We start from the raw sequence: 13446 nt of genomic DNA, 5'->3' as shown, positions 1-13446 counted from the left end.
TTAAACAAAAAACCAAGTTTAAACCTGATGATAAGAGCTAATTTCAATATTGCCAAATTGCGAATTTTCAACTGAAGAAAAAATTAAATCATTGTACAAAAACGTAACCATTTTACTGGTCTGAAGATCTTTTTAAGAGCCGGGCGCTCAGAATAATGCTGATCATAAAATTCTTAAAAAAGCAAACTAAATCCAGTAATAAGCTTTAGATATCGGGAAATATACGCACAAAACAAGTGGCTAATACCTGAATTATATCTTAACCAAACATATTAATCACATATGTATTAACTGTTTGACGCCTTACTTAATAAGAAATACCAGCACTGATTTTCTTATAAAACCGTTGTACATAAATTATAAAACCCTTTTATTGATCATTAATGGAAGTTTTACATGGAGATATTAAACCAAGCAAATAATATGGAATTGACTGTTGTATTAGGAAACACAAAGACCATTATGCTTACTATTAATGGATTAGAAAAGACACTTCATGTATTACCATGGGTAAGTTTATTAGATGAGTTAAGGGAAAATCTAAACTTAACGGGCACAAAGAAAGGCTGTGATCATGGTCAATGTGGTGCATGTACTGTAATATGTGACGGTAAACGAATCTTAAGCTGCTTAACACTCGCGGTAATGAAGGATGGCGCAGCCATTACCACCATTGAAGGCATTGCAAAAGGAGAAGAACTACATCCATTACAAAAAGCCTTTATCGAACACGATGCTTTTCAATGTGGATATTGTACGCCCGGACAAATATGTAGCGCAATAGGCATGATAAAAGAAGGGAAAGCAAAAACCCGTACAGAGGTTAAAGAACTGATGAGCGGCAACCTTTGCCGTTGCGGTGCAAATACAAACATTATTGATGCCATAATGGAAGTGGTAGAAGGAGGCAATCATGAATAATTTCAACTATACAAAAGCACAAAACGTAGAAGAGGCCATCAGCCTGATCCGTGCAACAGAGGGATCGCAATTTGTAGCAGGCGGCACTAACCTGATTGACCTTCTAAAATATAACATCACACAAGTGGATGCTTTGGTTGATGTCAATCATATCGCAGGCTACCATACAATAGAAGAAAACCAAGAAAACGGATTACGACTTGGCGCTTTAGTTACGAATGCAGATACAGCTTATCATCCTTTAATTGAAGAACGCTATCCAGTACTTTCGAAAGCGATACTTGCAGGAGCCTCTGCACAAATCCGTAACATGGCTACCAATGGAGGCAACCTGTTACAACGTACCCGTTGTTATTATTTTTACGATGTCCATACACCCTGCAATAAAAGAGAACCTGGTTCAGGTTGCTCTGCAATAAAAGGGTATAACCGAATCATGGCCATAATGGGCACTAGTGAATCTTGTATTGCTGTTTTCCCTTCAGACATGTGTGTTGCCCTGGCAGCACTTGATGCAGTAGTACACATTTCAGGACCTGAGGGAGAACGAAGTTTAGCATTCGCTGATTTCCACCGCTTACCCGGTGACACGCCCTACTTAGATAACAACCTGGAATACGGTGAAATCATCACCAGTATAGATCTTCCTGCCAAAGGGTTTTCAACAAACTATTCTTACTTAAAACTAAGAGATCGCAGTTCATATGCATTTGCACTTGTTTCTGTAGCTACTGGTTTAGAACTTGAAGGAGATCTGATTAAAGTAGCGCGAATTGCATTAGGAGGACTTGCACATAAGCCATGGAGGGTAAAAGAGGCCGAAGACTTCTTAAGAGATAAAACGCCAACAGTTGAAAATTTTGCTGTTGCAGCAGATATCATCCTTCAAGGGGCTAAGGTGTACCAATACAATAGTTTTAAAGTAGAGTTAGCCAAAAGGGCCATCATTCGTAACGGTATCATGGCACTACATCCCGAATCACAACTACCAGGAGCACAACCTTCAGCTTAAATTTAAGATAATGATGTCAGATCAACCACTAATAGGACAACCGATCAGCCGGCTGGAAGGCCATTTAAAAGTAACCGGTACCGCTAAATATGCTGGCGAATACAATGTACCCGGTCTGTTGTATGGCTATGTTATCAACAGCACCATCACCAAAGGAAAAATTAGCAGCATCAATACAAAAATCGCTAAAGCTTTACCTGGTGTAATTGAAGTATTTACGCATGAAAACAGACCTTCACTAGCTTGGTTTGATATGCAGTATTCCGATATGGATGCCCCTCCGGGATCACCTTTCAGGCCTCTGCATACTGCGGATATTAAATACAATGGTCAACCGATTGCCCTTGTGGTAGCCGAAACCTTTGAGCTTGCCCGTTATGCAGCCTCATGCGTAGAAATAAAATATACGGAAGAACCTTTTAGCACTGATCTTAAAGAAAACATAGATAAAGCACGTGCTCCTCAACCCGGATTAGCTACCTTCCTCAAACCTTTACCACCAAAGCCTAAAGGCGATTTTGAAAAAGCATATAATGACTCCTTTGCAAAAGCATCCGGTGAATTCTATCATGGCACTGAACACCACAATCCATTAGAACTATTTTCCACCACTACTATCTATGAAGGACAAGGAAAGCTGACTATCTACGATAAAACACAGGGCACGATCAATAGCCAACTCTATGTAGGTAATATTTTCGGGCTCCATTTCAAAGATGTAAGGGTGATCGCTCCTTATGTGGGTGGTGGTTTTGGATCTGGATTAAGACCCCAGTATCAACTCTTTCTTTCCGTAATGGCCGCACTGGAACTAAAGAGACCTGTTCGGGTTACCTTGGAAAGAAATCAGATGTATACATTCGGACACCGGCCACCAACAATACAAAACACCCGTTTTGGGGCTGATGCCAATGGAAAGATCACCGCGTTGAATCATTCCGCTATTGCCGAGACCTCTCAATTTGAAGATTATACGGAAGTAGTAGTCAACTGGTCAAATATGTTGTATCCGGCAGAAAACACCTTAATGGAATACAAACTCGTTCCACTTGATGTGTATAGCCCTTTGGATATGCGTGCCCCCGGTGGAAGTACCGGAAGTCATGCCATAGAAAGCACGATGGATGAATTGGCGTATAAACTCAATATCGATCCTATAGAACTCAGGCTGATTAACTACGCAGAAACCGATACCAGTGTTGGCCGGCCTTATTCGAGTAAAGAACTTCGGCAATGTTTTATACAGGGTGCAGAGAAGTTCGGATGGTCTAACCGTAACCCCGAACCACGAAGTATGCGCCGAGGTAATAAATTAGTAGGATATGGAATGGCTACCGGAATCTGGGAATCGATGCAACTACCTGCCCGTGCAGAAGCTATTCTTACTAAAGAGGGTAAACTACTGGTAAGCAGCGCCGTTACCGATATTGGCACTGGAACCTTAACGGTGATGACGCAAATTGCAGCTGACGAACTTGGTTTACCATTAGCAGATGTCACCTTTTCTTATGGCGACAGCAAGATGCCCTTTGCCCCTATTCAGGGAGGCTCGTTTACCGTGTCTACAGTTGGATCGGCCATAAAAGCCGCCGGTAAAGCATTACGGAAAAAGCTTTTTAAGAAGGCGAAAGACATTAAAAACTCACCTCTAAAAGGGACAGATCTGGAGGATGTGGTATTTAAAAATGGGGATATCATTTCAAAAAACAACCCAGCACTCCGGGTATCGTTTCAAGATATTTTAGCCTTAAACAAAGGCGCGATCAAAACCACTAATACTTCCTTACCAAAGGCATTCAAATTAAAAAAGTATTCCCGTGCAGCTCATAGTGCAGCTTTCGTAGAAGTGGAAGTGGACGAACAACTAGGTGTCGTAACGGTAACCAGATCTCTGACTGCAGTTGCAGCCGGTAACATCATCAATCCTAAAACTGCACGCAGTCAAATCTTAGGTGGAATGGTATGGGGTATCAGTAAGGCTCTGCGCGAAGAAACCATTACCGATTATAAGCTCGGTAAGTATATGAATCAGAATCTGGCTGAATACCACATCCCTGTGCATGCAGATCTACATGATATGGACGTCATTTTCGTAGAGGAGAAAGATGAAATCATTAATGAACTGGGGAGCAAGGGCGTAGGCGAAATAGGGATTGTAGGAATGCCTCCGGCAATTGCTAACGCTATATTTCATGCGACAGGGAAAAGAATTAACCAGTTTCCGATCCATTTCGACTCGTTACTCTAGTCGAACAATATGCATCATCAATAAACAAAAAGGGTATTAGCGTAGTTTAATTTCCATTAACACATCATACCTCAATAAAATGAAAGAAATCAGGGATATTCTAAAGGCCTTTAGTCTGGCCGATAAAGAAGGAAAGAAAACCGCCCTGGCCACTATTGTTCAAGTGGAGGGCTCTTCTTACCGCAGAGCCGGTGCCCGGATGCTGATCACCGATGAAGGCCAGTTAACTGGTGCAATAAGTGGCGGCTGTCTGGAAGGTGATGCTTTACGCAAGGCCTTACTAGCCATCTCGGAACAAAGAAACAAATTGGTCACCTATGATACTACTGATGAAGACGATGCAAAATTTGGTGTTCAGTTGGGCTGCAATGGAATAGTACATATTTTGTTTGAGCCTATAGATCCTGCAAAGGCGAACAATGCCATTCAACTTCTGCAAGAACTGGTTAAAGTTAGAAAAGATGCGGTACTAGTCACCCTATTTTCCTTAAACCAAACTGAACAACCCGGCACCAGTTTACTATATAGATTCGATAAAATTCTTAGTTCACTACCTATTAACTTACAGCAGGCCATCCTTTTCGATGTACAAGATGCCATGCAAACTAAATTATCCTTCTTAAAAAACTACGAAGATCAGGATGCCTTTATTGAATTTATCAGTCCCCCCGTTGCCGTTATCATAGCCGGTGCAGGAAATGATGCCATACCTCTTGTAGAGATGACCACCTTATTAGGTTGGCATACCACTGTTTTGGATGGAAGACCAACACATGCTACCCCGGAGCGCTTTAACAAAGCAGATCAGGTTCTGGTAGTCAAACCCGATGAGGTTTTATCAAAAGTAAACATCGATGCACAAACCGTTTTTGTGCTGATGACGCATAATTACAACTATGACCTCGTTCTGTTAGCACAATTACTGCAAAAGAATTGTGCCTATATTGGCACACTGGGTCCGGCTAAAAAGTTAGATCGGATGCTTGAAGAAATAAAGGCCAATGGGCAGTCTTTAAACGAACAACATCTCAGCCCTGTTTATGGTCCTGTAGGATTAGATATAGGAGCCGAAACCGCAGAAGAAATTGCACTTTCTATAGTAGCAGAAATCAAATCTGTACTCGCTGGCCAATCAGGAATTCCCTTAAGAGAAAAGAAACAGCCTATCCATGCCCGGGCAATAAACACGATGAAATTAGCACAATGATGGACACAGGTATGATTATTCTGGCAGCAGGAAGTTCATCCCGCTTAGGCCGGCCCAAGCAACTCTTAAATTATCAGGGCAAAACCCTGGTTCAACATATTATAGATGAAGGTATCAGAGCTCATGTAGATCCCATTATACTCATCACAGGATCCCATGCAGAACAGATTTTAGCCTCTATAGTACAACAAGGAATAACAATCATACACAATGATCAATGGCAGCAAGGAATGGCTTCAGGAATAGTTGCAGGTCTATCCCAATTAGCACTACTCCAAAGAGACATTAAAAGTGTTATTATCGCCGTCTGCGATCAGCCATTCTTAACAGCTGACCTCTTGCTGAACTTAATACAAATGAAAACAGATTCAGGAAAAAGCATTGTGGCATGTAGCTATTCCAATACCATTGGAACCCCTGTTTTATTTGATCATCAGTACTTCCATGCATTACTGCAACTCAAAGGAGAGGAAGGTGCAAAGAAACTAATCAAGCACCATCTAAATGATGTGGCTACAATACCTTTCCCAAAAGGTGATATGGATATTGATACCGAAGAAGATTACACTTTATTACGCACTACTGCATCCATTAACCCCCTGATGTAACCAATTGCGTAACATATCAGTCTGCCCATCATCCTGAAACGTCTCTTCAAAACTTAAACTTCCCTCCACGAACATTCCTAAAATGTATAAATGGATCTTTTCTTTACCAAAATGCTTTACCATGGTAGGAATATCAACTCCCAGGGCTTTGCATCTGCAGCAACCAGCTTTATGTTAATGCCACCAACTGCACCTAATATATCCATTTGCCTCGTTAAAGCCATCTTATGCTCATCCATTCCCGAAAAATAAGCTTCCCAAAATTGCATCCCTGCATCTCGGATATAGTAACCTTCCATTTCTAATTTTTGTTTAGGAATTTATTATAATGTCAATTTCCCCTGGTAATAATCCAATATTTTAGTGCGGATGTAATAATCGTACCTCGAATTAATCAGATTCGTATTTGCTCTGTCCATATTATTTTTAGCTACAACGAAGTCCACTGAATTTAATACCCCCGCATTAAACCTGATCTCTGCTGTACGAAAAGATTCAGAAAACGCAGCAACCTGTTCCGTTAATACCTGGTAACGCTCATAAGCAGCCGTCATATTCAGGTAAGCCTGTTCCACATTTTGCTTCAGCTGAATCTTTGTATTTTCTTCGGTATACCTGGCATCCAGCAGACTGATCTTTGCTAATGCCACACGGTTTTTATTCTGAAAAAAGTTTAAAAAAGGAATACTTAATCCCACACTAACCTGCGTATTGTAACTATTTTTTAACTGGTCGTAATACTTATATTTAAGCGAGCCATATTGCGTATAACTGACAGGTTGCCTTTGTCCGCTACTGTTTACCACATAAGATCCCGAATTCACCGTACTCGAATCGGCAGAGTTAGACAGACTTGCAGCACTTGAATACCGCGTACCGATCCCACCCTGCAGCGAAATCACCGGAAACATCGACTGCCTGGCAGCTTTAACTTGTTTCTCCGTACTCTGCCTCCTTAAAACCGCCGCCTTCACTAATGCCAGATCCGATAAGGCCGTGTTATAAATGGTGTTAACAGGTGTACTGTATTTACCCGGCAATTGCTCCGCATTTAAGCGTTGTAACTGGATTGTACTTTGATAAGGCACATTCATCATCTGCAAGAGGCTTAATTTAGATACCGCTAATGTATTGCGGGCATCCACTAAGTTTAACCGATCTGTTGCATACTGCCCCTTCACATCATAATATTCGGAGGGTTTCACTGCACCATCTTTATTCAGAATCTCCAATCGCTCGGTTTGTTTCTTTGAAACCTCTGCCTGAGCGAGTGCCTGACTTAACAGATCCGTATTACTCTGAACCTGCAGATAGGCCGTAATCAGGTTCAGGGTAATGTTATCCATTGCTTGCTGAAAATCCATCTTACCCGCCTGAAAAGCCAGTGACGTTTGCCGGATACTACTCTGCAGCGACATGCCATTAAACAAAACCAATCCCGCATTCAAATTGTAATCAGCGGCATTAATAGACCGATTCGAAGAAGATCCATTACTAAAAGGATCCCGTCCAGTACTAATAGAATGGTTTACTATACCGTTTATTGTAGGCAAAAGATTCTCCCTGGCCTGGTTATAATAAATACGACTGGTTTCCATATCCAGTTCACTCCGCTTTACCTGCAAATTATTCCGCACAGCAATATCCACACACTGCTGCAAAGTAAGAACAGAGTCTGTCTGGGCGTAAGCCGTAAAAGAAAAAGCAACAAGAAAAGCAGTAACTATAGCGCGAAAAGAATACATGTTATTGATGATTTAAAACCCGTGATGATTCAATTTTACCATCTAAAAGGTTGATAATGCGACTTCCGTATTCAGCATTTTTTTCTGAATGCGTCACTTGAATAATGGTAACCCCATCCTCCTTGTTCAACTTAAGAAACAGCTCCATAATCTCGTCACCTTGCTTAGAATTCAGGTTCCCGGTAGGCTCATCGGCCAGCAACAATTTAGGCTTGGCAATTAATGCACGGGCAATACCAACCAATTGTTGTTGCCCCCCTGAGAGTTGCGATGGAAATAAATCCTTTTTACCTACAATATTAAAACGATCCAGGATATCAGCAACCAATGCTTTACGCTCTGAACCCTTTATATTCTGATAGATTAAAGGAGTTTCAATGTTCTCATACACGGTCAACTCATCAATTAAGTGATAAGCCTGAAAAACGTAGCCCATATACGTCCTGCTCAGTGCCGAACGTTGTTTGTCCTTTAACAAATGCACTGCCTCTCCGGCGAAATATTGATACCCTTCGGATGGCTCATCCAACATACCGATAATGTTCAACAAGGTAGATTTCCCTGATCCCGAAGGTCCCATAATAGACACAAACTCCCCCTCATCCACATCAAGACTCACATCATTGAGTACAAAGGTTTTGTTGCCACCGGACTGATAGTATTTAGAAAGATGCTGTAATGAAAGCATAGTTGATATATATTTAAAATTATTCAATCTTAAGACTTTTTATAGGATTAACCAATGCAGTCGTAATGGCTTTATAACCAAAAGTTAAACCTGCAATCAACACAGACAGTAGAATCGCTGCAATAAAAACACCAGCACCTAAATCGATCCGGTATACAAAGTTCTGCAACCAGCCATTCATCATGTACCACCCGATAGGCATGGCAATCAAAAACGAAATACCTAGCAATACCAGAAACTCCTTAGAAAACAAATAGACGATACTGCCTATCGATGCACCAAGCACCTTACGGATTCCCACTCGTCCGAATAGTTGTAATCATTGGGATAATTTTTCAAGGTCACATAAGATACAAGCACCTTAAATGGAAAATCACTATTTGAAACCGCATCTTCAATCACTCCTGCAACTTTCAGATTAATCAGATTATCCATCTTTAAAAACTTGCCCTCCGCATGCTTCCAGTCGCCAAAGTATTTTATAGCCGTACTTTTATCAATCACAACCATATTTGGCTCAGCCAGTACCGCTTTATTTCCAGTGATCCATTCCGAATCAAACAGGTCAAAATACTGCGGTTCAATAAAAACAACACCAACATCTTCTATAAACTTTTTATCAGCATGACCACTAGCAGCCGGAATCGTTAGCTGACTTCCATAACTCATATCCAGAGCGGCAATTGTTGCACCTGGAAAATCCGTACGCAAAGCAGGAACAGCAGGAACCGTAATCCCAGGGGTATATGCAACTTCATTCCCCCGACTGGACTGCGTAACGATATGATAGATCTTTTTATAGTTTTTATTCTGCGTATTGAAACTCGTTTCATACTGCAGCACAATAAAAATAAGCAAACATGCTGCTATGCCTACAGTAAGACCTGCTATGTTCAGTGCAGAATATCCCTTATGCCGCATCAGATTACGCCAGGCTATTTTAAGATAATTTTTAAACATGATTGTCTGTTTTATTATAGATAAACCGAACCATTTATAACCAGTAGTATTTTAACTATTTCACTCACTCCTTAAACTTTTTACCGGGTTTGCCCTAGCAGCCTTTATGGATTGAAAGCTTACTGTAAGAATGGCAATGCCAAAGGTGATCATGGCAGCCAGCATAAATATCCACCAATGTAATGGGGTTCGGTAAACGAAATTCTGCAGCCATTTATCCATACAGTAGTAACCAATAGGCATCGCAATAAAAGTGGCTATCAATACCGGTTTCAACATATCTTTTGATAAAAGTAACATGATATTATGAACCGATGAGCCCAGCACTTTCCGTACCCCTATTTCTTTAGTTCGTTTTGCCGCGGTAAATAAGGAAAGACCAAATAACCCCAGGCAGGCAATAAAAATAGCAAGACCTGAAAAGATACTCAGGATCGTTTGCTGCCTTAGATCTTCCTTGTAAACCGTATCAAACTTCTGATTCAGGAAACTATATTCAAACGGATAAACAGGTGCTGCTTTACGGTAAGCGTCTTTTATAACCCCTAAGCCGTTTTGAATACGACCTGGTTTCAACTTAATCACCACCACTCGCCAATCTTCAACAGGTGAAATAAACAGCGCGTTTATGTTTTCCTTTAATGACAGGAAATTATAATCTTCAATAACACCAACAATCCTTCTTCTGGATTCATCCCGCATATTATTTTTAACCCATTTACCAATCGCCTGTTCTGGCGTAAAACCAAGCTTTGTTGCAGCTGTACGGTTAATCAGTATGGCATTTGTGGAGTCTGTCGGATATTGCGCAGAAAAGTCTCTTCCTGCAATCACTTTCAAACCTAATGTTTTAACGAAATCAAAATCTGCAAATTCCGTATTTGGCTTGAATACATCCTGTTGACCTTCTACTTCAAATGAGTGGATGTCATAAAATCCTCCGGGTTCGCCAGACATTAGGGAAACAGAAGCGACGTTACTGTTACTCTTCAATTCTGTTTTAAATAAGTTCAGGTTGCGGTATAAATCATCACTGCTAACAGGAACTACTACCGACTGCTCTTTATCATATCCCAGGTCTTTGTTCTTCACATAACTCATCTGATTATTGATGATCAAGGTGCCGACAATTAAAAAAACAGAGATGCTGAATTGTAACACGACCAACCCTTGTCTGAACATAGCGCCCCCCTTACCCAATTTAAATTTGCCTTTTAACGCTTGAATAGGTGAAAAACCAGAGAGAATAAATGCAGGATAACTGCCCGCCAGAAAACCTACCGCGACAATAACCCCTATAAGAAACAAATAAATAGGCCATGCTGTCCAGGACACCGATAAACTATAACCAAGCAGATTGTTATACCAGGGCATTAATAGCATAAGCAATAACATAGAAAACCCACAGGAAATTACAGTTAACAGGACCGACTCACCAATAAATTGCCACATTAAATGATTCCGTAATGCACCCAGAACCTTACGTAAGCCCACCTCTTTTGATCGTTCCACGGCACGAACAGTAGACAGGTTCATGAAATTGATACAGGCAATTACGAGGATCAGTACCGCAATAGAAAGGAAAATATATACGACCGATTTATCCCCATGTTTAACATCATCAAACGACGAGGAATCCTCGAAATAAATCGCATTTAACGGCGTGAGTGAAAGGTCGAAGTGTGCTTGGATACGTGCCATATCTTTGCCCATATACTTTTCCATAAAAGCAGGAAATCGCTTTTCAAGGTCTGCCGGATTTACATGTTCATCCAACAGGACATAGGTAAAACCGTTGTTATTGATCCACTCATTGAACCAGTTTTCTTTAAAATAATTGGAGATCGGAATAACCAGATCAAAGTTCAAATGAGAATTAGATGGCACATCCTTAGCCACTCCGGTAACTTTTAATGGCTGGTGTTTATCCATTTCAATCACCTTACCCATCGGGTCCTCATCACCAAAATATTTTTTCGCTGTTGATTCGGTAAGCACTACATTTCCAGGATCTTTTAAAGCAGTATGTGCATCGCCTTTTATAAGCGGAAAAGTAAATAAGCTAAAAAAGTCACTATCCACAACATAGACTTTCTTTTCATTAAAAGCATGATTACCAAAGGAGATCAGTTTTTGGGAGGTCATTACCCGCACTGCCTTTTTGATCTCAGTTGGAAAATCATTCAATAAAGCAGGTGCATAAGGTCCGGAAAGGTAGGGCACTTTAATTTTAAAAGCCTCTGCACTACGCATGACCCGGTAAATATTCTTACCCTTTTGATGGAATCTATCCATACTAAATTCATTCATAATGAATAGAAAGATCATCATGCAAACCGTTATACCAATGGTTAACCCGAGGATATGGATGAGTGAAAACACCTTGTTCTTATACAGGTTTCTCCAGGCTATTTTAAGATAATTATTAAGCATAATATTCCATTATTATTCTGACCTTAAACTTTTTACCTGGTTACTTAACGCTGCTTTTACCGACTGAAAACTGATCGTCAGGAAAGCAATGAGTAACGCCGCGACTCCGGCTATAAGCACAATCCACCACTGGATCTCTACCCGATAGGCAAAATCCTGTAACCACTTATACATCAGAAACCAGGCAAGTGGAGAGGCTATCACGATAGACAGCATCACCAGCTTTAAAAAATCGAATGATAACATTCGAACGATCACAGGTACCGTTGCACCTAGTATTTTACGAATCCCGATCTCTTTGCTGCGCTGCTCTGCTGCGAAGGCAGCCAGACCGAATAAACCCAGACAGGCTATACTGATCGCCAATGTGGTAAACAAGACAAAAAGCTTCCCAATCCGTTGTTCAGAACGATAGGTAGCATCAAAATCCTGATCCATAAACGACATGTTAATCGGTACATTGGGTGAAATAGATTTCCAGGTATGTTCAATTTGCGACATCACATTTTTAATATCCGTGGTCTTTACACGAATGCTCAATGCGCCATTGTTCGTATCCAGAAACAGGACTACCGGACTAATATTCTCCCGTAGAGAACTGAAATTAAAGTCTTTTACAACGCCAATAATATGGTAGGTTTTTGTATTCGATTGCGTGCGCTCGCCCCCATTTGATTTAAATAGTGTTTTGTTTAGAGGCTCTTTCAAATCCAGAAACTTAGCAGCCGATTCATTAATTATAATACCCGATGAATCTGTCAGCATATCCTTGGAGAAACTCCGTCCTGAAGCCATGGTCATCCCCAAAGCATCAATATAGTCTTCATCTACACCCCATGTCTCCGGAAATAACGACCGCTTGGGATCCAGCGAAGCATCTTTATAAAACATAGCGGTATTATGCCAGTTAGCGGTAGGTAAATAACCGGTTAGCGTGGCATTCAGCACCCCAGGTAGCCGCTTTACTTCCTGTTTAAACAGTTTGGCCTGATCATTCAGCTCAAAAGAATTTTGTACAATCACTACCTGATCGCGGTTATATCCCAAATTCTTGGTCTGAATATAGTTCAGCTGTTTGTAGATCACCAGGGTGCCAATAATTAAAAAGATCGAGATGGAGAATTGAAAGACCACTAAAAAATTCCTTAATCCTGATGCCTTAAATCCAGTGGACAGCTTACCTTTTAACACTTGAATAGGTTGAAACGCAGAAAGGAAAAATGCCGGATAAGCACCTGCTGATACTCCAATCAGCAACACTAAAACTACAAATAAGGGAACCAGCCAGGTAAACGACTGAGCAGAAACAACCATTTCTTTACCCGATAGCTGATTAAATAAAGGCAATAAAAACAAAGCTGCCGTAAAAGCAAGTACCGCTGCCACAAAAGTTACCAATACAGACTCCGTTAAAAACTGCGTAATTAAATAGCTTCGAGATGAACCCAAAACCTTACGTACCCCTACTTCCTTTGCCCTGTTAGCCGAACGAGCAGTTGCCAGATTCATAAAATTAACACAAGCAATAAGGAGTATAAAAAGAGCTATTGCAGAAAATATATACACATATTGCGTAGTGCTGTTGGGCCCAAGTTCGCCTGTCCGGTTTGACTTTAAATGAATG

At 40.8% G+C, this 13446-nt stretch carries 12 protein-coding genes; 5 read left to right on the top strand and 7 right to left on the bottom strand.

Going from position 1 to position 13446, the window contains the following annotated elements; all coding sequences use genetic code 11:
* Positions 1-396: 396 nt before the first annotated feature.
* From ADIARSV_RS15545 to ADIARSV_RS15525, 5 genes are all read left to right on the top strand, one after another.
* Entirely contained in the window at positions 397-921 is a 525-nt protein-coding gene (locus ADIARSV_RS15545; RefSeq protein WP_016196562.1) for a (2Fe-2S)-binding protein, read from the top strand.
* On the top strand, positions 914-1933 hold the full coding sequence (locus ADIARSV_RS15540) for an FAD binding domain-containing protein (protein WP_016196561.1): 1020 nt from the start codon (positions 914-916) through the stop codon (positions 1931-1933). The genes ADIARSV_RS15545 and ADIARSV_RS15540 overlap by 8 nt, the downstream gene beginning before the upstream one ends.
* A gap of 10 nt (positions 1934-1943) precedes the next feature.
* Positions 1944-4181: a xanthine dehydrogenase family protein molybdopterin-binding subunit gene (locus ADIARSV_RS15535; protein WP_235048431.1), complete on the top strand. Its 2238-nt coding sequence runs from the start codon at positions 1944-1946 to the stop codon at positions 4179-4181.
* A gap of 79 nt (positions 4182-4260) precedes the next feature.
* On the top strand, positions 4261-5388 hold the full coding sequence (locus ADIARSV_RS15530; RefSeq protein WP_016196559.1) for an XdhC family protein: 1128 nt from the start codon (positions 4261-4263) through the stop codon (positions 5386-5388).
* Positions 5385-5996: a nucleotidyltransferase family protein gene (locus ADIARSV_RS15525; protein ID WP_152439920.1), complete on the top strand. Its 612-nt coding sequence runs from the start codon at positions 5385-5387 to the stop codon at positions 5994-5996. The genes ADIARSV_RS15530 and ADIARSV_RS15525 overlap by 4 nt, the downstream gene beginning before the upstream one ends.
* A gap of 116 nt (positions 5997-6112) precedes the next feature.
* Here the strand turns inward: ADIARSV_RS15525 and ADIARSV_RS15520 are convergent, their stop codons facing one another.
* The 7 genes from ADIARSV_RS15520 to ADIARSV_RS15490 all read right to left on the bottom strand — a co-directional run.
* A complete protein-coding gene (locus ADIARSV_RS15520; RefSeq protein WP_016196556.1) occupies positions 6113-6295 on the bottom strand; it encodes a hypothetical protein in 183 nt (60 codons plus the stop codon).
* A gap of 24 nt (positions 6296-6319) precedes the next feature.
* Complete coding sequence (locus ADIARSV_RS15515) at positions 6320-7741, bottom strand: TolC family protein (RefSeq protein WP_016196555.1); 1422 nt, start codon at positions 7739-7741, stop codon at positions 6320-6322.
* Between the two features lies 1 nt (position 7742).
* Positions 7743-8429 (bottom strand): ABC transporter ATP-binding protein, encoded by a 687-nt coding sequence (locus tag ADIARSV_RS15510; protein WP_016196554.1) that lies wholly within the window; start codon positions 8427-8429, stop codon positions 7743-7745.
* Positions 8430-8448: 19 nt separating this feature from the next.
* Positions 8449-8730, bottom strand: a complete 282-nt coding sequence (locus tag ADIARSV_RS21615) for an ABC transporter permease (protein WP_152439919.1) — start codon at positions 8728-8730, stop codon at positions 8449-8451.
* On the bottom strand, positions 8697-9389 hold the full coding sequence (locus ADIARSV_RS15500) for an ABC transporter permease (RefSeq protein ID WP_016196552.1): 693 nt from the start codon (positions 9387-9389) through the stop codon (positions 8697-8699). The genes ADIARSV_RS21615 and ADIARSV_RS15500 overlap by 34 nt, the downstream gene beginning before the upstream one ends.
* A 60-nt stretch (positions 9390-9449) precedes the next feature.
* Positions 9450-11822 (bottom strand): ABC transporter permease, encoded by a 2373-nt coding sequence (locus ADIARSV_RS15495; RefSeq protein ID WP_016196551.1) that lies wholly within the window; start codon positions 11820-11822, stop codon positions 9450-9452.
* A gap of 12 nt (positions 11823-11834) precedes the next feature.
* A partial coding sequence (locus ADIARSV_RS15490) for an FtsX-like permease family protein (RefSeq protein WP_040300335.1) occupies positions 11835-13446 on the bottom strand: 1612 nt, incomplete at its 5' end.

The organism is Arcticibacter svalbardensis MN12-7 (genome assembly GCF_000403135.1).
In the GTDB taxonomy this organism is placed as follows: domain Bacteria; phylum Bacteroidota; class Bacteroidia; order Sphingobacteriales; family Sphingobacteriaceae; genus Arcticibacter; species Arcticibacter svalbardensis.
The sequence above is the reverse complement of the archived record's forward strand: the minus strand, read 5'-3'. Positions and strand labels throughout refer to the sequence as shown.